Annotated in this window: 20 protein-coding genes; 6 read left to right on the forward strand and 14 right to left on the reverse strand. The window is 63.6% G+C overall.

The features are described 5' to 3' along the window. Positions 1–183 precede the first annotated feature (183 nt). Positions 184–672, forward strand: coding sequence for a hypothetical protein (locus BX591_RS15055; RefSeq protein ID WP_111932224.1), 489 nt, complete (start codon positions 184–186; stop codon positions 670–672). A 118-nt stretch (positions 673–790) separates the two neighbouring features. Here BX591_RS15055 and BX591_RS15060 read toward each other — a convergent pair whose 3' ends face one another. Together BX591_RS15060 and BX591_RS15065 are read right to left on the reverse strand one after the other, a co-directional pair. Further along, positions 791–2353: a DHA2 family efflux MFS transporter permease subunit gene (locus BX591_RS15060; RefSeq protein WP_111932225.1), complete on the reverse strand. Its 1563-nt coding sequence runs from the start codon at positions 2351–2353 to the stop codon at positions 791–793. A 136-nt stretch (positions 2354–2489) separates the two neighbouring features. Next, the gene (locus tag BX591_RS15065) at positions 2490–3032 is read right to left on the reverse strand and encodes a MarR family winged helix-turn-helix transcriptional regulator (RefSeq protein WP_111932226.1); all 543 of its coding nucleotides are present in this window, start codon (positions 3030–3032) and stop codon (positions 2490–2492) included. A gap of 251 nt (positions 3033–3283) precedes the next feature. On the opposite strand from BX591_RS15065, the gene BX591_RS15070 reads away from it, so the two are divergent. Together BX591_RS15070 and BX591_RS15075 are read left to right on the forward strand one after the other, a co-directional pair. Continuing rightward, a complete protein-coding gene (locus BX591_RS15070; RefSeq protein ID WP_111932227.1) occupies positions 3284–3682 on the forward strand; it encodes a hypothetical protein in 399 nt (132 codons plus the stop codon). A 189-nt stretch (positions 3683–3871) separates the two neighbouring features. Further along, entirely contained in the window at positions 3872–5449 is a 1578-nt protein-coding gene (locus tag BX591_RS15075) for an efflux transporter outer membrane subunit (RefSeq protein WP_111932228.1), read from the forward strand. A gap of 196 nt (positions 5450–5645) precedes the next feature. Here the strand turns inward: BX591_RS15075 and BX591_RS15080 are convergent, their stop codons facing one another. The 8 genes from BX591_RS15080 to gspG all read right to left on the reverse strand — a co-directional run bounded on the left by BX591_RS15080 (position 5646) and on the right by gspG (position 12183). Next, positions 5646–6425: a type II secretion system protein N gene (locus BX591_RS15080; RefSeq protein WP_111932229.1), complete on the reverse strand. Its 780-nt coding sequence runs from the start codon at positions 6423–6425 to the stop codon at positions 5646–5648. Between the two features lie 28 nt (positions 6426–6453). Then, on the reverse strand, positions 6454–6957 hold the full coding sequence (locus BX591_RS15085) for a type II secretion system protein M (protein ID WP_111932230.1): 504 nt from the start codon (positions 6955–6957) through the stop codon (positions 6454–6456). Next, entirely contained in the window at positions 6954–8363 is a 1410-nt protein-coding gene (gspL, locus tag BX591_RS15090) for a type II secretion system protein GspL (RefSeq protein ID WP_111932231.1), read from the reverse strand. Before gspL ends, BX591_RS15085 begins: the two co-directional genes overlap by 4 nt. A 28-nt stretch (positions 8364–8391) precedes the next feature. Further along, positions 8392–9585 (reverse strand): type II secretion system minor pseudopilin GspK, encoded by a 1194-nt coding sequence (gene gspK / locus BX591_RS15095; RefSeq protein ID WP_420849378.1) that lies wholly within the window; start codon positions 9583–9585, stop codon positions 8392–8394. A gap of 556 nt (positions 9586–10141) precedes the next feature. After that, positions 10142–10819 (reverse strand): PulJ/GspJ family protein, encoded by a 678-nt coding sequence (locus BX591_RS15100; RefSeq protein ID WP_111932233.1) that lies wholly within the window; start codon positions 10817–10819, stop codon positions 10142–10144. Then, complete coding sequence (gene gspI, locus BX591_RS15105; protein ID WP_420849379.1) at positions 10797–11213, reverse strand: type II secretion system minor pseudopilin GspI; 417 nt, start codon at positions 11211–11213, stop codon at positions 10797–10799. Before gspI ends, BX591_RS15100 begins: the two co-directional genes overlap by 23 nt. Position 11214: 1 nt before the next feature. Then, on the reverse strand, positions 11215–11694 hold the full coding sequence (locus BX591_RS15110) for a GspH/FimT family pseudopilin (protein ID WP_244146979.1): 480 nt from the start codon (positions 11692–11694) through the stop codon (positions 11215–11217). A 24-nt stretch (positions 11695–11718) separates the two neighbouring features. Then, complete coding sequence (gene gspG / locus BX591_RS15115) at positions 11719–12183, reverse strand: type II secretion system major pseudopilin GspG (protein ID WP_111932235.1); 465 nt, start codon at positions 12181–12183, stop codon at positions 11719–11721. A gap of 182 nt (positions 12184–12365) precedes the next feature. On the opposite strand from gspG, the gene BX591_RS15120 reads away from it, so the two are divergent. Continuing rightward, entirely contained in the window at positions 12366–12779 is a 414-nt protein-coding gene (locus tag BX591_RS15120) for a type II secretion system protein N (RefSeq protein ID WP_035562549.1), read from the forward strand. A 100-nt stretch (positions 12780–12879) separates the two neighbouring features. On the opposite strand, the gene gspF is transcribed toward BX591_RS15120, so the two are convergent. From gspF to gspD, 3 genes are read right to left on the reverse strand one after another with little or no spacing between them, the layout of a single operon-like run. Then, on the reverse strand, positions 12880–14097 hold the full coding sequence (gene gspF, locus BX591_RS15125) for a type II secretion system inner membrane protein GspF (RefSeq protein WP_111932236.1): 1218 nt from the start codon (positions 14095–14097) through the stop codon (positions 12880–12882). 4 nt (positions 14098–14101) lie between these two features. Continuing rightward, positions 14102–15652, reverse strand: coding sequence for a type II secretion system ATPase GspE (gspE, locus tag BX591_RS15130; RefSeq protein ID WP_111932237.1), 1551 nt, complete (start codon positions 15650–15652; stop codon positions 14102–14104). Then, positions 15649–18054: a type II secretion system secretin GspD gene (gene gspD, locus BX591_RS15135; protein WP_111932238.1), complete on the reverse strand. Its 2406-nt coding sequence runs from the start codon at positions 18052–18054 to the stop codon at positions 15649–15651. Before gspD ends, gspE begins: the two co-directional genes overlap by 4 nt. Positions 18055–18567: 513 nt before the next feature. Between gspD and BX591_RS15140 the strand changes: the two genes are divergently transcribed. Both BX591_RS15140 and BX591_RS15145 read left to right on the forward strand, forming a co-directional pair. Continuing rightward, entirely contained in the window at positions 18568–19014 is a 447-nt protein-coding gene (locus tag BX591_RS15140) for a lytic transglycosylase domain-containing protein (protein ID WP_111932239.1), read from the forward strand. Between the two features lie 265 nt (positions 19015–19279). Continuing rightward, positions 19280–20605 carry a GTP-binding protein gene (locus BX591_RS15145; RefSeq protein WP_111932240.1) on the forward strand — a complete coding sequence of 442 codons (1326 nt, stop codon included), beginning with the start codon at positions 19280–19282 and terminating at the stop codon, positions 20603–20605. A gap of 135 nt (positions 20606–20740) precedes the next feature. On the opposite strand, the gene BX591_RS15150 is transcribed toward BX591_RS15145, so the two are convergent. Then, a complete protein-coding gene (locus BX591_RS15150) occupies positions 20741–21019 on the reverse strand; it encodes an HU family DNA-binding protein (RefSeq protein WP_006050811.1) in 279 nt (92 codons plus the stop codon). Positions 21020–21122: the final 103 nt, after the last annotated feature.

The raw sequence follows: 21122 nt of genomic DNA on the forward strand, positions 1-21122 counted from the left end.
GCGGCCCACGTGGCCGCTTTTTCTTTGTGCGCAGGTAACGTCTACGTCAAAAGCCGTTGAGCGCCGCGCGATATCGGCAAATTCTCCGCACGCGCTGACGATTCTCTGATGCAGATGAAACACCGCATCGACCGGACGGTCCAAACTTGCATGAGGCACTCCAGCGAGGGAGGAATCAACGTGATGAAAAAAGGTCTGTTGGCTGTGTTGTGCGCAGCGGCGGCAGGGTGTTCGACGCAAGGGCAGGTCAACCCGGACGTGATGCAGATCGCGACAACGCCGTTGACGTGCACGAGTAAAGCTCAGTGCGACGTCTGGTGGCAACGCGCGCAAACGTGGGTGTCGGGTCACTCGAAGTACAAGATCGAATCCGCCACCGACACCTTGATCCAGACCGCCGGCCCCGACGGCGGCAAACGCGCGCTGGCGTACCAGATCACGCGCACCGCGAACCCCGACGGCACCGCGACGATCGGCTTCTCTGCGCATTGCGATGGCGCGATGGGCTGCAAACCGAATCCATGGGAAGCAGGCGCCGACTTCAAGGAGTATGTGCGTGGTGTCGCGAACGGTACCCCGCAGGGTGGGGACGGTGTGAAACCTGCGGCGCGTCCGGAAGTTTCGCAGGGTCAGTCGATCCCGTCGACGAACGGCGAAGCGGTGACGCAATGAAGCGCGGTTTTGGCCCTGGCGGAAGCGGGAGCCGAAGCCAAAAAACGAAAACGCGCGACGCGGCGTTTGAACACACTCCGCTTCGTCGCGCGTCTTCGTTTTAACGTGAAGGCCTGGCCTAATGGCCCAACGAAGGCCCCGCACCTTTACGCGGCCTGGTGAACCAGACCAGCACCGCCAGCGCCACAAATGCCGCGCAGGAAATCCGGAAGAAATCGTTCGTGGCCATCATGTAGGCCTGCGCGGTCACCACCTGATTCAACTGCGCCGTAATGCTGTCGCCCGATAGACCAATGCCGGCCAACGCATTGGTATACGCATTCGTATTGTCCGCATAGACGTTGACCGAATCGGTCAGCATCGCGTGATGGCGGATCATGTCGTTTTCCCAATACGTCGTACTGATCGCCGTGCCGATCGCGCCTGATAACGTCCGGAAAAAGTTCGACAGACCGGACGCACTCGCCAGCCGCTCATCCGACACGCTCGACAGCGTGATGGTCGTCATCGGCACGAAGAAGCACGCCACGCCGATGCCTTGCACGATGCGCGGCCAGATCACGTGATTGAACGGGACGTCGAGCGTGAAGGTGGAGTTCCAGATCGAGACGAACGCAAACACGATGAACGCGAAACTCGCCACCACGCGTAGATTCAGACGGTGCATGTTGCGGCCGATCATCGGCGATAAAAACAGGGCAAGCAGACCGACCGGTGCGGTGGCGAGTCCGGCGAGCCCGGCCGTGTAGCCCATCACCGTCTGCAGCCACAGCGGGAAAATCACCACCGAGCCGAAGAAGGCCATGAAGCCGAACGAAATGATCACCACGCCGAGCGCGAAATTGCGATCCTTGAACAGCGAGAGATCGACGACCGGCTCTTTCTCCGTCGTCTCCCACACCAGCATGAACGCGAGCGACACTACCGCGATGATCGCCAGCGTCACGATGAACGTGGAGTTGAACCAGTCGCGGTCCTTGCCGAGGTCGAGCACCATCTGCAGGCACGACACGCCGATCACCAGCAACGCGAGGCCGATCGCGTCGATGCGCTGTTTGGTGACCTGCGTTTCGCGGCCACGCAGCAACAGGAACGCGCACACCGCCGAGAACAAACCGATCGGCACGTTGATGTAGAAGATCCACGGCCACGTGTAGTTGTCGGTGATATAGCCGCCCATCACAGGGCCGAAGATCGGCGCGCAGATCACGGTCATCGCCCATAGGCCGAGCGCCAGGCCGCGCTTTTCCGGTGGATACGAGCGCATCAGAATAGTCTGCGAGAGCGGTACCATCGGTCCGGACACGAGCCCTTGCACCAACCGGAACGCGATCAGCGACTCGAAGTTATGGGCGAAGCCGCACAGCGCCGAGGCGATCGTGAACAGCAGCACGGACAGCGTGAAAAGCCGCACTTCGCCCACGCGCCGCGCGAGCCAGCCGGTCAGCGGCACCGCGATCGCCGACGCGACCGAATACGACGAGATCACCCAGGTGCCCTGGCTGGTCGCCACGCCGAGGCTGCCGGAAATGGTCGGCACCGCGACGTTCGCGATCGACGTGTCGAGCACTTCCATAAACGTGCCCAGCGCAAGGCCGACGGTGAGCAGGGCCAGCGTGCCGCCCTTGAGCTGCGCGGGTTCGGCGGCGGGTAGGGCGGCGGCGGGAGCCGTAGCGCTCATAGGTTGTTCTCCTCAGCCGGGAAAGCTTGTCGCGGCAGCTTTATCGCACCCATCGACCGATGTGCTTATATGCCGGATCACTCTCTGCCCAGACAGATATCCTCAGACTTCGACGCCCTCAAAAAGCGCCGTGTGGTTAGGGTTCGCCGCGCTCAGGCGACGATGCTTCGGGTGATGCCTGCTGCGATTCATCGTGCGCGCCTAACCCGCAGCCCGCGCTGGCGCCTTCGCCGATACCGTTCGCGATAAAGCGCGCGAGCAGGTCGATCAACGCGGTCAGGTCGGCGGTGGAAAAGCCGCGCAACTGTTCGTTCAGCACTTCCGCGCCGAGCCCCGGTAACTGCCGCGCGGCTTGGTGGCCTTGCGGCGTCAACTCCAGCTTCACCATGCGGCGATCGGCGTCGCTGCGCGTGCGCACGATAAAGCCTTTCTTTTCAAGGCGATCGAGCAGGCGCGTCATGGAACCGCTGTCGTAAGACATGGCGCGCGACAACTCGAACGGCGTATTCGCCCGCCCCGACGACAACATCAGCACCACGCCAATCTGCTGCGCGGTCAACCCCAGCGGCTTGACGGCACGGTCGGTTCGCTCGACCAGCACGTTTCGCGCTTTCGACAGGTAATAGCCAAGACTCGATTCGAGGTGAATCTCGTCCGCCTTGTAGGGACCTTCAGTCATCGTGTTTTCGGGACATCGTCAAGCAGAGCGAATTTTAGCTGCCTAAGCAGACAAGTCAAATCTGATTTCGCGTAGACGAACCGTCAAAAAACAACGGTATGGTTTCGTCCGGTGCAAAGTATCTTGAAATTTAATTGCATAGTCAATATTATTATAGGCAACGAGTTACGCGCGATCCGCGCCACCCGAGACCATGTTCTGACCGATTGTCTGCACGCCGCACCCGCGCCGTGCGAAAAAGGATTTCCCCCATGCTGTACCTCAAAAACACGCTTGGCGGCTTGAGCCGCTCCCTGACCGATTCCGCGCTGAACAGCTTTCAAGGCCCGTACCGCTGGTGGAAACTGGCGCTATTCGCGGTGCTGTTCGTGCTGCCCGGCGGCTCAGTGGGCGTGGCGGTATTGGCGTGGGTCGAGCATCGGCGGGCACGCAAGGGCGGCAAGCTTACCGCGGTGAAGTTACTCGGCGCACCGGCCTCGGCGGCGAGCGTCGTTCGTGCGGCGATGTCCGCCGGCACGCCGGGCTCGACGCTGCAGCCGGGTAATGTGGTCGCGGCCGCCGGCCCTTGCCTCGCGCGCGGCGACGCGCCGTGTCGCGCGGCAGCCGGCAAACAGGCCCGCCAAACCAAGTCGGTGGAGTCGCGCGTTTGACGCGCGGCCAGTAACGGCACGTAACCATCGCGACACCCTCAGTAACACACCTGCGCTCTTCCCCGCATTACCCTTTCAGTTTCCCGCGCTCCCGCGGGCTCATACGCTAACATTCCGGCAGACCCTGATCTCGCCCGGCCAGTGGTGCCGCCCTTGCCGGCGCCACGGCGTCCTGAAGGAATCCATTGCATGCAGTCTGATCGAATCGCGCGCGCGCGGACACTTGTACCTCGCGCCCTGACTATCGCGGTAACCGCTGCCCTTGCCAGCCTGCTCGCCGCTTGTGTGGTCGGCCCCGACTACAAGCGGCCGGCGGCGGAAATCCCCGCTTCGTACAAGGAAGCGGCGCCCGGCTGGAAAGTCGCGGAGCCCGCCGATCAGCAGGATCGCGGCGCGTGGTGGACTATTTATCAGGACCCGCAACTCAACGCGCTCCAGGACAAGCTGAACGTCGCCAACCAGACCGTCGCCCAATACGCCGCCGCTTACCGGCAGGCGCGCGCGCTGGTCGGCGAGGCGAGGGCAGCGTATTTCCCGACCATCGGTGCATCGGCGGGCGCAACGCGCTCCGGCAACGGTTCGTCGTCGAGCGGCAATTCGACGACGGCAACGAGCCGCTCCGGCGTCAACAATAGCTTCAACGCGCAACTCCAGGCGAGCTGGGAGCCGGATCTGTGGGGTTCGGTGACCCGCTCGGTCAATTCGCAGAAAGCCGGTCAGCAAGGCGCTGCGGCCGATCTCGCGAACGCGCGGCTGTCCGCCCAGGCCACGCTCGCGCAAACGTACTTCTCGCTGCGCGCGCTCGACTCCAGTCAGAAGCTGCTCGACGATACCGTCGCGGCTTATCAGCGCTCGCTGCAACTCACGCAGAACCAGTACGCGGCAGGCGTCGCGGCGCGCTCCGACGTGATTCAGGCGCAAACGCAATTGCAATCGGCGCAGGCCGCCGCGATCGACAACGGCGTGCAGCGCGCTCAAGACGAACATGCAATCGCCGTGCTGGTCGGGGAGCCGGCGTCGACCTTTGCGATTCCGCCGTCACCGCTCACCGCCACGCCGCCCGCCGTGCCCGAGCAGATGCCATCGGCACTGCTCGAGCGGCGGCCGGATATTGCGTCGGCGGAACGCAAGGCGGCGGCGGCCAACGAACAGATCGGCGTCGCGATCGCCGCGTTCTTCCCGACCTTGACGTTGTCGGCCACGGGCGGCTACGAAAACTCGGTGTTCTCGCAATTGCTGACCATGCCGTCGCGTTTCTGGACGGTCGGCCCGCAACTCGCCGCAACGCTGTTCGACGCGGGTCTGCGTCAGGCGAAAACCGAAGCCGCGCGCGCGGCCTACGACCAGGACGTCGCGAGCTATCGTCAAACGGTGCTGGCCGCGTTCCAGGACGTCGAGGACAACCTCGCGTCGCAACGCATCCTCGAACAGGAAATCGTCGTGCAGCGGGAAGCGGTGGATTCGGCGCGTCAGGCGCTCGCCATCGTCACCAATGAGTACAAGGCGGGGACGGTCGGTTACGTCAACGTGCTGACCGCGCAAACCACGGCGTTCACGGCGGAGCAGAAGCTCGAAACCATCGCCGGACAGCGGATGGTGTCGTCGGTCGGTCTGGTGAAGGCGTTGGGCGGCGGCTGGGACATCGCGCAAATGAACCGCGAAACGGGCGACGTCGCGGCGCCCGCGCCGTTGCCGGCGTCGTCGGCCGTGCCGGTTGCGCAGAGTGGAACGACGCCGCCGGCGATGCAAACGTCGCAGAACAAATAGGCGCAACGCTGGATGAAGTAAAAAGGCTTGGCCGCGAAATGCGGCTAGGCCTTTTTTATCGGCGCGAGAAATGCAATCGAGCCCTATCGGCTAGAACAAAGCGCGTTCGCTAGGCGCCAACAGGCCGCTGAGCTGCTCAGCGGCTCAGCGGCTCAGCGGCTCAGCGGCTCAGCGGCTCAGCGGCCCAACATGCCAATCAATGCGCAAACGTCAACGCCACCGTATCCGGACCGCTCGGCCGTCCCAGCAGATTCAGCAGTCCCGCGAGGTTGTCGCGCGCCTCGGGCGCGGCGCTCGCCGTGCCGTGAAACTCCGTGGATGCCGCCGACACCGTGCCGTTCCCCGACAGCATCAACGGCCCCTTGATGGTCGTCAGATCGAGCGTCGACGACGCCCCCTGCGCCTGAAACACCACCCGGTAGGACCCCAGCGGCCTGACCAGCGAAACGCGCGAGCTGGCGTCGGTCAGCGTGATCGTCATCTGACCGAACGCTTCGCGATTGAAGCGGCGCCAATCCGACCACGACAACTGCACGTCGCCCTGCAAATCGAGCGTATTGAACGGCGCGCCCAAACCGCTCAGCAACGAAGCCGGCACGGCGATCGTGCCGGGCGTCACCGTGGCGGTACGCAACGTGGCGTCGACCGTGATCGGCTCCGGCATCGCCTCGCTGTGCCGCATGGTCATCCGCACGCGGCCGGTGAAGAGCGGCCAGAACGCGGTCTGCCATTCGATCCGTCCGGGCAGCAGGGTCGCCGTGCTCGTGTCGGCGCCGGCGGCCAGCATCAGCGTGGCCGAACCGTGCCACAGCGAGCCCGCCGGGTTGACGAGATTGACGTGACCGCCAGTCTGTCTGGCGAACTGCGGGGTGATCCAGGCGGCCGGCAACAGCGTGAGCATCACAGCCGCGGCCGACAAGACCGCAACCACGAGCCAGGGTAGCGCGGCGCGTAGGCGCCGCATCCAGTAAGTCATGCGAGACAGTCCTGTGACGACGCCGCGATCATTTCGCGGTGGACGGCTGCAACGACGCCGTCAGATCCACCTGGCCGTCGTCCTTCAACGCGGTCACGTGCGCTTCGGCGACTTGAACCTTGAACTGCTTGCGTACGTCGTCGACCCAGCTCGTCCACGCCGGAAACGACGCGTTCTTCATCTGGATCTGCACGGCGTTGCCGATCACCTGCACCTGCGTCGCGGCAAGACCGTGATCGGTGAGCGACGCGGCGAGCGCATCCTTCAACGCGGCGCCGGTCGGCGCGACGCCTTGCGCAGCCGCCGACAACGTACGCGCTTCGTTCGCCTGCGCGGTCATCGAAGCGAGCTGCCGCTGCAGGCTGGGCAGCGATTCCTTCAGATGCGCGCGGCCCTCCTGCGCCGGCGCCCACAGCACCGACCATGCGATCACTACCGCGAGGACACCGCTGCCCCACGCCAGGATGGTTTTTTCGCGTTCGGTGCGCTGGTCCCAGAATCCGGCCCATGTTTGAGCGAGTTCAGCTTTCATTGTCCGTTCCTGATGGTCCACTTGCCGGTGTTGCTGTCGATCTCGCCCGTCAGGCCATTGCGCGTGAGGCGCTTGGCGAAGTCCGGATCGAGTTTCACCTCGGGTTTGAAGGTCACGTCGAGGCGGCGGTCGTGATAATCGAGCGCGGCAATGCCGTTGACCGGCACCGGCGCCAGCGAGCGCGCGAGGCCGTCGGCGAGCGACAGGAAATCGTCCGGCGACAACTCACCCGCGGCCACGCGCAGTTGCTGCAACTGGCGCGACATCTGGTCGGGCGCGTCGAGCACGACGGTCGTCTTCGGGAAGGTGTTGAGCAGCAGCTCGGTCATTTGCGTGTTGATCGCGTCGCGTTGATGCGCGAGCATCAGCCACTGCACGTTCATGCCGACAATCGCCACCACCAGCGCGCCGACCGCGAGCAGCACCGGCAAACGCAAACGGCGCAGCGTCGCGCGGTCGAGCCGCCACGGCTGCGACGCGAACTCGAACTGGCACAGGTCGAAGCGGCATTCCAGCGCGCGCCGCGCCAGTTGCTCGAACGGCAGCGGACTCGCGCCGTGGATGTGCGCAGCCAACCGCGCCGGGCTTTTGGCTGCGAGGCTGGGCTCATTGCCCGGCAGTTCCGTCAGCATGTACAGCGAGACGGGCGCCGCACCCGCGAGCGCGGCGAGTGTCGCGTTGACGGCGGTGGCCGGCACCGCCAGCCCTTCGCCTTGTACACCGCGAGCAATGGCCAGCTCGACGCGCGGCGCGCCGCTGTCGACCACGCTTTCGAGCAGCAACGCGGGCGCGGTCTGGACCACGGGGCCGAGCACGGTCGCCACCATCGGCATGACCGACGCCACGCCGGGCGCGACCACCGGCGCAACGCCCGGCAGCGACGTCGCCACCTGGGCAGCGCCGCCCACGCCGGGCTCGCCCGCGCTGACCAGTTCGGCGACTTCAGCGGGCACATCGGGCGAGACCGCTTGCGGCAGGCAGCGCGTGACCGGCACGGCGCGCAGGCTACGGTGTCCGGCGGCCGCGAAGGCTTCGCAGATAAAGCGGAACCAGCCACGGTCGATGATCGCGAGCATCTGCTTACCGCCCGCGAGCGGTTTCGGGTCGACGGCGATATGACAGGTTTGCGGGTCCTGGATCAGTTGATCCTCGACGATATTCGGCAACGCCTGGCGCAGCTTCGGACCGCGCAGCGGCGGCAGCGTGGTGGGCATCATCAGCAGATCGCGGGCGGCGACCATCAGCACCGTCGACGACGCGCGCGGCAGCAGCGCGAGCGACGAGCGTCCGGCGCGCTGGGTGCGGCCCGACTTGTCGAGCAGCACGAACGGCAGCTCCGGCAGTTGCCATTCCTGCGATGGCACCGCCGGATCACGCGGCGGGAGTAGGACGATCAGCGTGCTCAAAGGCCACTCTCTCTGGGAAAGACGTTATTCATAGTTGGTCTTGTACTCGCACGATACGCGTAGTGTGAGTCAATGGATCGCGATACACGAGGGTGTTGCGATCGACTTCCGCGCGTTCGTGCTGCACGCGGCCGTGGATCAGGAAATAACTGGTGTTGACGTCGAGCTGATTCGGGTCGATCGAGACCTGCTGCGCGCCGGCGCCTTGCAGTGCGAGCATCACATCGCTGGCGTTATGGAAAAACACGGTTTGCCGGCGCGCGACGAACGCTTGCGCGGACGACAGACTCATGCCCGGCACGACGGCCGCGACCACTTCGGCGGAGGCTGTGTTCATGTTGACCGCCGAGACGGTGGGCAGCACGGTGACGAACGGGCGCAGGCGCGCGACGGTTTCCGGCGTATAGCCGGGAATGTCGAGCAGCGAGTCGACGCTGGTTAATTGCAACGGGGCTGGCACGGCGCTGTCGTTGTTGTCTTCCATGCCGGGTTTGTCGGTGAACGTACCGCCCGTGGCGCCGCCTTGAGGCGTCGGGGTCGGTGCGGTGCCGTTGGTCGACGTGATCGTCTGGAAGCGGGTCGCCGATTGGCCGAGGCTTGCGCGGACTTGCAGGGCGGTGGCTTTGGCTAGCTGGCCGCTGATGCCTAGCGAGACCAGTAGCCGCTGGTAGGAGGCGATTTGCTCCACGTTCAGTTGCATCACGCCGGGGGCTGGGCTCGAGACCAGGTTTCGAAGGTTGAACTTGGATTGGGCGTCTTCTATCGAGCCTGATAAGTAAGTTTCTGCGCCTTGGGCCGAGCGGGCCTCGCCGATCTGGCCCAAGAAATCGGATAGACGGGTTTTGGCTATGGGGACGCCCCATAGGCCGCCCAGGTAGGTGATGCCTGCTGAGGTGTCGCCTTCTGAGCGCAGGATCAGGCGAGTCCAGTCCAGCGCGCCTCGCGAGACCCATTGGGCCTGGGATAGCAGGCGCTGGTTTTCTATCCGGCGGATTTGGACTTGCTGGCGCCAGAGCATGCCGGAGACCAGGATGGCGGATAGGGCGACTACTAGCAAGGCGCTGATTATGGCTACGCCGGTTTGGTGGTTTTTTCTGGTTGGGCTTTTGTTGTTGGCCTTTCCTTGTTTTGTTAGTGGTCTATTGGCGTTCCCCCTGTGCGGGGGGGCACCTACTTTTCTTTGCCTGCCGCAAAGAAAAGTAGGCAAAAGAAAGCGGCTCACACCGCTAATTCTTAAGTGGGTTTCGTGGTCCACCGCCGGTAGTGGTGCATCTGGAATCCGTGTTACCGCACACTCCGCGCTTGTGACACAGCCGTCATTCATCCCGTCTTGCACTGCGTGCGCGTCGGAAGGGTTGCTCCCAAAAACGCGCGGGTTTATTTGCGCGTTAGCGCGGCCTTCGGCCTCGCCTTGGCGTGAGGCGAAAGCACCCCGCTGGTTTTCAGCGCTGGCGGTCGGCGCGCGTAGCGCCGCCGGAGCTGATGATGGCTTTGTCACGAGCGCGGGGTGTGCGGCGGCACGGATTCCAGATGAGCCACTACCGTGGCTGCGCGAGGGGGCCGCTTCAAAATTAGCGGTGTGAGCCGCTTTCTTTTGCCTACTTTTCTTTGCGGCAGGCAAAGAAAAGTAGGTGCCCCCCCGCACAGGGGGAACGCCAATAGACCACCAGCAAAACAAGGAAAGGCCAACACAATCAGAACACCGACAAAAACAAAACCCCCGTCCAGAAGAACGAAGAACCACCAACCGTCGCGGAGACAAAAAAGAGAACCTCATTTCATTCTCCGACGAGAAAAACGCGCGTCACTGGCCGCGCCAGCGAAGTCGCCCCAATACTGACCTCGAGCCCGGTCACCGACCGCGGCAGCGGCGCACTCCCCAACTGGGGCACCTTCAGATTGTTATCCGCCTCGGTAATCGCATTCTGCACATCGCCCATCTGGGTCGTCCAGCCAACCTTAGGCACATACAACCGCGCATTGATCGCGCCCACCCCGCCCATCAACGGTACAGCACTCCACCCATCGCCTTCTCCACCGCGCAACGCGCGCCGCAGATCCCCAGCACTGCCCAACGGCGGCGACGCATACCGAACCACCCGCCCGTTGGAAATCCGATACCGCACCACCTGCAAGCGCGGCGCCGTGCCCGGCAACATCAACTGCCGCACGACCTGCAACACGTTGCCCGACACCGAGACCGCCGCCTGTCCGGCTTCGTCGTCCGACGCGGCCTGGCGCACGTCGATCCGCATCTGATCGAACAGCTGCGCAAACACGCGCTCGTCTTCCATTGCGTTCGTAATGGTCTGCCGGCCACGAATGATCTGGTCGAGCCCACGCCACGACAGCACGGCAATCACCGCGAGAATCGCAATCGCGACCATCAGCTCGATCAGCGTGAAACCACGCCCGCCCGATCGGCGGCGGCGCTCAGAGCGAACGGTTGGTTTCATTCGCGACCACCGTCACCATCTGGGCAAGATTGCCGCTACCGCCCGGCGTCGTCACCATCACTTCCACCCGACGAAACACCGGGTTCGGCGTCGCCGTCACACGCTCAGTACAGATCAACTGCAAATTACCCTGCGAACAATCGAAACTCGTCGAACCGACATTCGGCCAGCCATGTGTCAGATGCAATTGCGCCAACGTGTTGTCCGCGCTCCAGCCAGCCAGCAAGCGCTTGTGCAGATCGGCTTCGCCGGTCGCCAGACTGCCCACGGCGCGCAACGACGCCGCCAATGCCACCGCGATGATCGCCAGCGCCACCAGCACCTCGATCATCGTAAAACCGCGCTGCGCGCGGCCGACCTTCTCGTGAGCCATCCTGCTCCTGCAACGACGCATCTCAGTGCACCTCGTAGCGGCCATTGCCGGTGCCGACGATCGTCGCGCGCCCCGCCGCCGAAAACAGCGTGATCTGCACGGGCACGTCGATCGCCTCGGTGCCGAACACCACCCGGCTCGGTTGCGTATCCGAACCCGGATAGTTGATCGCCACACCCGTCACACCGCCTTCCCAGCGGCGCGGCCCAAGCAGATCGTCGCGCAGCGGACGCCAGCCATCTTCGGTACGCAGATCGAAACGGAAACCGCCGTCCACCGGCTGCCATGCCACGGGCCGCGCGCGCACCTGCGCTTCATCCCCGGCCGATTCGAACAGCAGCGCGAGACGCTGCGCTTCCTCGTTCAGATCGGTGCGTGGATTGCGCGTGATCGTGAGCGCGGTCAACGACACCAGCAAGCCCGCGATCACCAGCACCACCAGCATTTCCAGCAGCGTAAAACCCGCGGTGCGGCGGCGGCCGTTCGGCAGTGGACCTCGCATGAAAATCTTCTCTATGCCCGCGGCTTATTGCCACGAACCGATGTCGGCATCGTTGCCTTCGCCGCCCGGCTTGCCGTCCGCGCCGTAGCTGAACACGTCGATCTCGCCGTGCACGCCCGGGTTCAGATACTGATAGGCATTGCCCCACGGATCGTTCGGCAGACGTTCGAGATAGCCGCCGTCTTTCCAGTTGTTCGGCACCGGGTCCGTGCTCGGCTTTTCGATCAGCGCGCGCAGACCTTGCTCCTGGGTCGGATAACGACCGTTGTCGAGACGGTAGAGCTTCATGGCCTGCATCACAGTGCCGATGTCCTGCTTCGCGGCAACACGCCGTGCTTCATCCGGACGACTCATGATCTTCGGTACGATCAATGCCGCGAGAATGCCCAGAATCGCAATCACGACCATGATTTCAATCAGCGTGAATCCACGTTGACGACGGCTGCGCGAACCCGCGATTTCATTGCGGCGAGTGGTCGACAGTTGCATAGCTTGCTACCTCATATCAGGTGGAATTTTTTCGACGGGGCGGGAACCGCGTGTCAGCAATCAGGCTGCCATTGAACACGCCCGGCCGGTCATTTTAATGTTACGCAGTTGAAGGGTTGTGAGAAAACACCGAGACGCTTTCAACCAACGCAATTTTCACAATAGTCCGTACAATGATGCGTATGAACGCTATCCAAATCCGCCTTCTGTCGCTCGCACTGTTCGCCGTGTTTTGTGCGACGGTGACCTACTGGGTCATCACGCTCAGCACGTTGTCCGGTGCGCCGTTGCCCGCTGCCGCCGCGCACGCGCAGGTCTCGACCGACCAGGCCGCCACGCTGTTCGGCGGACAGCTCACGCGTAACGCCAATCAAGACGTGCATCTGTTCGGCATCCTCGCGTTGACGGAAGGTGCCGCGGCCATCGTCAGCGTCGGCGGCGAACCGCCGCATGCAGTGTCGCTCGGCAGCACGCTGATGCAAGGCGCCACGCTCGGCGAAGTCCGCGCCCGCTCCATCATCATCAACCGCAATGGCGCGCATTCCGAAGTATTTCTGCCGGCCAATCCGGCAGGTCCCACGATCTACGTGCGCTGAAGCGAAACGCATCGAATTGCCGCTTCGCTTCAGTTGATGCTTCATCTGATCGCGCGGCCGCCGCAACGGTGGCCGCTGCGCAATCCAGATTCACCCAGCCTTACTGCACCAGATTGTTCAACTCGATGATCGGCAGCATCACCGCCAGCACGATCACCAGCACCACGCCCCCCATCGCCAGAATCAGCAACGGTTCAAGCAGGCTCGTCAGGAACATCGTGCGGCGTTCCAGTTCGCGCGCTTCGCCGTCGGCCGCACGGTCGAGCATGGTCGTCACGTCGCCGGTCGCTTCGCCCGAGCGGATCAGGTGAACCAGCACCGGCGGAAACGTCTTCGTATTGCCGAGCGCACGCGACAACGACGTGCCTTCACGCACCCGCACGATCGCATCGTCGATGTTCTCGCGCATGGCATTGTTGCTGAGCGTTTCGGCGGCCGCTTGCAACGCGCGCAGAATCGGCACGCCCGCCGCGGTCAGAATGCCTAGCGTGCTGGCAAAGCGCACGGTGTTATAGCCGCGCACGAGTTTGCCGAGCAGCGGCGCGGTCAACAGCCAGCGGTCGAACGCGAGACGCGGGCCGGGCTGTCTGAGCACCGAGCGCACCAGATACGCGATCACGACCACGCCGATCAGCACCGCCCACCACCAATGCCGCACGAAACCGGACAACGCCATCATCATGATGGTGAGAATCGGCAGTTGCTGTTTGGTGCTGGCGAACACGTTCACCACCTGCGGCACCACGTAACTCAACAGAAACGTCACGATGCCGAACGCGATGATCGTGACGATGGTCGGATAGGTGAACGCGAGCACGATCTTCTGCTTGAGCGCGTTGCGTTGCTCGATATAGTCGGCGAGCCGCGACAGCACGAGACCGAGCTTGCCGGTGTGTTCACCCGCCGCGACCAGCGCGCGATAAATCTCGGGGAAGTCTTTCGGATGCTGCGTCAGCGCATTGGCAAGCGAATGGCCGCCGAGTACTTCCGCGCGAATCGACGCCATCAGCTCGCGAATGTAGTCGCGCTCCGACTGCTCGGTCAGCACGGACAAGGCTTCGTCGAGCGGCAGCCCGGCGATCAGCAGACTCGCGAGCTGCCGTGTGAGGATGGCCTGTTCGCGCTGCGACAAGCGCCGTCCGAGCGACAGCCGCTGATTGCGTTCGCCACGCGTGCGCGACGCCGCCGGTTCGACGACGAGCGGCGTCAGTCCCTGCGAGCGCAGATTGGTCCGCGCACCACGCGCGCTGTCCGCGTCGAGCACGCCTTTTTGCGCCTTGCCCGCCGCGTCGATCGCTTCGAAACGAAATGCCGGCATGCGCTTACGCTCCGCCCGTTACGCGGATCACTTCTTCGAGTGACGTCAGCCCCGATTCGAGCCAACGGTCCGCGTCCTCGCGCAGCGTGCGCATGCCTTGCGCGCGGCCTGCCGTGAGAATTTCCGAATCGGCGGCGTTGCGGTGAACCAGCGAGCGGATCTCGTCGTCGATCAGCAGCAGTTCGTACACGCCGCGCCGTCCCCCATAACCGGACTGCCCGCACTTGTCGCAACCCACCGGATGCCAGCGCACGCTACCGTCTTCTTCGGTACGCTCTTCGCGGCATACCGGACACAGCCGCCGCACCAGCCGCTGCGCCAGCACGCCGAGCAGCGAGGACGCCAGCAGATACGGTTCCACACCCATGTCGGTCAAACGCGTAACAGCCGAAGCTGCGTCGTTCGTGTGCAAGGTGGCCAGCACCAGGTGGCCTGTGAGCGAGGCCTGCACCGCGATCTGCGCCGTTTCGAGGTCACGGATTTCACCGATCATGATGACGTCCGGGTCCTGCCGCAGAATCGAGCGCAGCGCCCGCGCGAAGGTCATGCCGATCCGTTCGTTGACCTGCGTCTGGCCGATGCCGGACAGGTCGTATTCGATCGGATCCTCGACCGTCATGATGTTGGTGGTCGCCGTTTCGAGCCGCGACATCGCGGCATAGAGCGTGGTCGTCTTACCCGAACCGGTCGGGCCGGTCACCAGCACGATGCCGTGCGGCCTGCCGATCAGTTTGTCGAATTTGACCAGCGTATCGCGCCCCATGCCGAGCGCTTCGAGGTTCAGGCGCGACGCATCTTTTTCCAGCAGACGCAGCACCGCGCGTTCGCCGTGACCGGTGGGCAATGTCGAGACCCGCACGTCGACCGGACGACCGCCCACGCGCAGCGTGATCCGGCCATCTTGCGGCAGACGCTTTTCGGCGATATCGAGCTGCGCCATGATCTTGATCCGCGAGATCAGCGCGCCGTGCAGGGCTTTCTTCGGCCGTACGACGTCGCGCAGCGTGCCGTCCACCCGAAAGCGCACGACCGACGAGGTCTCGAACGGCTCGATGTGAATATCCGACGCCTGCTCGCGTGCCGCTTGGGTGAGCAGCGCGTTGATCATGCGGATGATCGGCGCATCATCTTCCGATTCGAGCAGATCCTCGACCTCGGGAATGTCCTGCATCAAGCGCGACAGGTCGACTTCGCCTTCCACTTCACCGACCACTTGCGCGGCGCTGCCGTCCTGGCGCGCGTACGCCTGGTTGATCGCCTGCGCGAGTTCGTCGGCCGACAAGCGCACCACCGAGACCGCGCCGAAGTTGCGCGTCACTTCGGCGAGCGCGGCTTCGCTGGTGCGTTCGCTGATCCAGACTTCGAGGCTGTCGGGATGCTGATGCGCGACCAGAATCTGGCCACTGCGCGCGAAGCCGTACGGCACGAGACGCGCGGCGAGCGGCGAGGGCGCGCTACGTTCGACGTGCTCGGCAGCGGCGCCGCCCGGCATCGCCGAAGCTTGAGTCGACGCCGCAGCACGCGACGCCGACGGCGGCGTGGACGGCGTGCTCACGGCTGCACTCCAGGCGCCGCGGTCGACGGGGTCGGGCTGCTTTGCACCGCGCCGTTGTTCGACGGCACCGGATTGGTCTGCACCGCGCCGCTATTGCTCGGCACCGGGTTCGTCTGCACCGCGCCACCGTTGGCCGGCGGGGGCAGATTGAGCGGCGGACGCGTCATCTGCTGGCGACGCATCTGGTCGAGATCGAACAGGTTCAGTGCGGAACCGCCCTGGCTCGGACCGATCGGCATCGGCGGCATGACCGGATCGTCGTTGTCCTTGATCACGCGGTTGTCCTGCTTGTACGCGCCCTGCACACCCTGGATGTAGTCGTAACGGTTCGACGTCACGGCCTGTGCCGTGGCGTTGTCGTTGATGATCACCGGACGCAGGAACACCATCAGGTTGGTCTTGTTGCGCGTTTTCTGTTCCGAGCGGAACAGCTGGCCGATCCACGGAATATCGCCCAGCAGCGGCACCTTGCTGTTGCTGACCTGGTAGTTATCCTGCATCAAGCCGCCGAGCACGATGATCTCGCCGTTGTCGGCAAGCACCGTCGACTGGATGGAGCGCTTGGTGAATTCCGGACCGGACGGATTGGTCGTGACATTGGTCGTGCCGTTCACGATCGCCGAATCTTCGGTGTAGAGCTGCAGCTTGAGAATGCCGCCTTCGGTGATCTGCGGTTTGACGTGCAACGTCAGACCGACGTCGACGCGGTCATAGGTATTGAACGCCGAGCTCGCCGTGGAGCTCGTCAGGTTCGAATACGAGCCGGTCTGGATCGGCACGTTCGTCCCGACGACGATCTTCGCTTCTTCGTTGTCGAGCGTGATCAGGTTAGGCGTGGACAGCACGTTCGCGTCGGCGGTCTGCGACAACGCCTGAAGCAGGGCGCCCAGACCCTGAACCCCGAAAATGTTGCGGATCCAGCCGACGTTAAGCCCTTGCTGCAGCCCCGTGTTGCTGTTTCCCAGCGCGCCGGCGAGGCCGCCGGCACCGCCGGTTGCCGCAGCCAGGGCAGCCGCGCCCGTCAGATTCACGATGCTGTTGCCGGCGCCGCCGGTCGTCAGGTTGGTGCCTGCATAGATCGAACTATTCGCGACCTGCCACTGAATACCGAGGTTGGCGTTCGTGTTCGAGTTCAGTTCGACGATCAGCGCTTCGATATACACCTGCGCGCGACGCGCATCGAGCTGGTCGATCACCGCGCGCAGATTGCGGTACACCGGTTCGGCCGCCGTGATGATCAGCGAGTTCGACGCGGCATCCGCCTGAATCATGCCGCCAGGCTGATTGTCGTCGCCCTTGTCCTTGTCGCCGCCGAGCAGGCCGGCCGAACCGGCGCCGCCGTTCGAGCCGTAACCACCGCCCGAACCGCCGCCACCCAACGACGACGAGCCCAGCGAGCCACCACCGCCGAGTCCGCCGGAGGGCAACGGAGGCGTGCCGGAGTTGCCCGTCGAATTGTTGCCGAAGCCGCCGCCACCGCCGCCGCTGCCGTTCTGGTTGAACGAATTGGCGTCGTTCGAGCTGGCCGACGAACCCGTGTCGCCCTTACCAAGCATGCCGCGCAAGGTCTTGGCGAGCTTGGTGGCGTCCGCGTTGCGCAGCGGTACGACATGAATGTTGCCGGGCATCGAGGTCGGTGCGTCGAGCTCTTTCGCCAGCGTCTTCGCAGCCGCGAGACGCGCGCCGTTCGATGCGCGGATCAGCAGCGAGTTGGTGCGCGGGTCGGCGGTGATCTGTACCTTCAGCGTGGCGTCGGTGCTACCGATCGCGCCGGGGTCGAGCATCTTGGTCAGTTGCTGCGCGATGTCGATCGCGTTCGCGTTCTTCAGCGGCACGACCGACACCGACTGGCCCGCCGCCGTATCCACACCCGCGATGATCTGCGCGATGCGGCGTACGTTGTCGGCGTAATCGGTGACGACGATCGTATTGTTGGCCGGGTAAGCGGCCACGGTGTTGTTCGGCGAGATCAGCGGACGCAGCACCGGCAGCAGGTTGTTGGCCGATTCGTTCTTCAGCACGAACACCTGCGTGACCACCTGATCGCCACGCGCGACCGGCGTATTGCCGACGTAGGTCGGCACGCCTTGCAGCTTGGCATCGGCCTCCGGCACAACCTTCAATACGCCATGGTCCTGGACCAACGCGAAGCCCTGCATGCGCAAGGCCGATTGCAAGGTCTTCAGTGCCTGATCTTCAGGCACTGCATTTTCCGACACCAGGTTCAACTGCCCCTTCACACGCGGGTCGACGATGATCGTTTTACCGGTGGCGGCACCGATCGCCCTGGCCACCTGGTCGATGTCTGCGTTCACGAAGTTCAGTGTCACCTGTGCCTGTGCTGTCTGCGCGGTGATCAAGCCAGCCACCAGCAGCGCCGTTGCGACGCGACGCAAAGCCATACGATTTATTCTCATGGAATGTGGTTTCGATGCCGGCAGCCTGAGCTGCCGACGGTCACGCCGTGCGGACATGGGAACAGGCCGCCGCCCTATCGGTCTGCCAGGCCGCCTTGCGAACAGACTTCGCCCGCGTTGCCGGCCACCCTATGTCCGAAAAAAATGAACAGTAACAGTTTTTCATGTCGGATTTGTCACAAAACGAACGGCGCCGTGCGAATACTCTAAAGACTGTTTGCGCTCGTCAATCAAATGAAAGCTCGTGCGAGATTGGGCGCGAATGACGCAGCGCCTTGTTTTCACATGCTTATGTCTGTTAGCTAACTTGACGCGAGTCTGCCTGTCGGTATGATACGAGCCGTTCGAGTCAGCAGTTGCGGCTTGCCGACGCGGGTTTTCCCCGATGCCCGACAAACGCCCGGCCAGCCGGGCTCGACGGCTGCAAGCGGCTGAAGTATGGCCGACGAACCGCCTTACCAAACCTTACCCTTGCGCTTTACTTAGTCGTCTTGACCGATGAAACGAGCCTTCGTCACTGTCGTCGCAGGACTTGCCGTGCTGGCCGCAGCAGGGCAGGCGCGCGCCGACTGTTTCGACGAAGCCGCGAAGTATCAAAAGGTCAATCCGTTGATTCTGCGTGCTATTGCGTGGCAGGAGTCGCACAACCGGCCCGATGCCCAGCATAAGAACGCCAACGGTTCGACCGACTACGGCGTTATGCAGATCAACTCGATTCATTTGCCGGTGCTCGCGCAATACGGCATCTCGCAGGGCACGCTGATGGAGCCGTGCAAGAACGTCTACATCGCCGCATGGCACCTGCGCCGTCAGATGAACAAGTACGGCAACACCTGGCAAGCGATCGGCGCGTATCACTCGGAAACACCGGCGCTGCGTGATAAGTATGCGATGCAGATCGCCGCGATTCTGCGCAAGTGGAATCTGATGCCGGCCGCACGGTAACTGAGCGAGTCTGTCTTATCCATATTGGATCGCTATTGTTATATAGGCGATCTTTCGTATGGCCGTTCGGTCATGCGCTTCAGCTTCAACTTCAGCCTCTGCGTCGTTTCAGCCATGCGGCGATCTGGCTCGCCAGACGGCCGTGGCCCGTTTTGATGCACAATGCGGCTTCGTGCTGCCGTCGCGTTGCGACCGCCATGGCGGTCGCGCGGTCATGCGACCCACGCCCGGCACGCCTTCCAATCTCTTTGTTTCCCGTACTGCGATGAACCAGCCGCTACTGCCCGTCACCGTGCTCTCCGGTTTTCTGGGCGCCGGCAAGACGACGCTCCTGAACCACATCCTCGCGAATCGCGCCGGCTTGCGCGTCGCCGTGATCGTCAACGATCTGGCCGCCGTCAATATCGACGCCACCCTCGTGCGCGACGCCGCCGCGCTCTCGCATGTCGAAGAGCAACTGGTCGAGCTGTCGAACGGCTGTATCTGCTGCACGCTGCGCGACGACCTGCTGAAGGAGATCAAGCGCCTTGCCGGCGAGCAGCGTTTCGACGCGATCCTGATCGAATCGACCGGCGTGGCCGAGCCCATGCCGATCGCCGAGACCTTCACCTTCGTCGATGACGACGGCGCGTCGCTCTCCGACGTCGCGCGGCTCGATACGATGGTGACCGTGGTCGACGCGTTCAACTTCCTGCGCGACTACGGTTCCGCCGAGGCGCTCGCCGAGCGCGGCATTGCCGCGACCGAAGAAGACGATCGCACGCTGGTCGAGCTGCTGATCGAGCAGATCGAATTCTGCGACGTGCTGGTGGTGAATAAGGCCGACCTCGTCGGCGCCGACGAGCTCACGCGTTTGCAACGCATCCTCGCCCGCATCAACCCGCGCGCGGTCCAAGTGGTCAGCCGGTTTGGCGAAGTGCCGCTCGCGCAAGTGCTGAACACCGGCCGTTTCGATTTCGACGAAGCGTCGAGCGCGCCGGGCTGGCTGGCGTCGCTGAATCACGAACATGATCACGAGCACGGTCATGCGCATCACGGCGAAGCGGACGAATTCGGCATCGGCAATTTCATTTACCGGGCGCGCCGGCCGTTCCATCCGGAACGTCTGTGGGCGCTGCTGCATCAGGAGTGGAAGGGCGTTCTGCGCAGCAAAGGCTTCTTCTGGCTGGCAACGCGTAACGATATCGCCGGTTCGCTCTCGCAGGCCGGCGGCGCTTGCCGGCATGGTCCGGCGGGCATGTGGTGGGCGGCGCAGGACCGTAGCGAATGGCCGGACGGCGACGACGAACTGGCCGCGGAAATCGCCGCCGACTGGCACGGCGATCCGGACGATCTGAGCATCGGCGATCGACGCCAGGAACTGGTGATGATCGGCGTCGGTATCGAACCGGCGGTGTGGAAGGCGAAGTTCGACGCCTGCCTGCTGACCGACGACGAATACGCGTTGGGGCCGCAAGCGTGGCAGCAGTTCACGGATCCGTTCCCGACATGGGACTTCGACGAAGACGATCATCACGGCCATGATCACAGTCACGACCACCACGGCCACGATCACGACGGTCACGGTGAAATCATCCACCGTCACGACTAGGCGAGCTTAATTGCCCGCACCTGAAGGTTGAACCGCGACACGACACACGTCGACGCGGTTCAACCAGCTACCGCAAAACCAGTAGACGAAAAAAACCCGCCGTTGGCGGGTGTCAACTGCCGGGCAGTAATCTGCTTAGCGCTTGTTGACTGCGTCCTTGAACGCCTTACCAGCCGTGAACTTGACGGTCTTGGCGGCCGGGATCTTGATAGTCTCGCCGGTCTTGGGGTTACGACCCGTACGTGCTGCGCGCTTGCCCGAACCGAAGCTACCGAAGCCGATCAACTGGACCGCGTCGCCCTTCGACACAGACTTCTTGATCACTTCAAGCAACGTGTCCAGCGTTTCACCGGTTTGAGCCTTGCTGGCGCCCGTCTGTCCTGCGACGGCGTCGATCAGTTCCTGTTTGTTCATTAAGGTTCCTTTCTGAGTTTAGGTTGACACGAACAGCGCGAACGCGCCGATTATACGTGCGCGGGCCGCGCCGTCGAGCAGCTGCGGCTCCGGATCCCCTCCG

The organism is Paraburkholderia bryophila (genome assembly GCF_003269035.1).
GTDB lineage: Bacteria > Pseudomonadota > Gammaproteobacteria > Burkholderiales > Burkholderiaceae > Paraburkholderia > Paraburkholderia bryophila.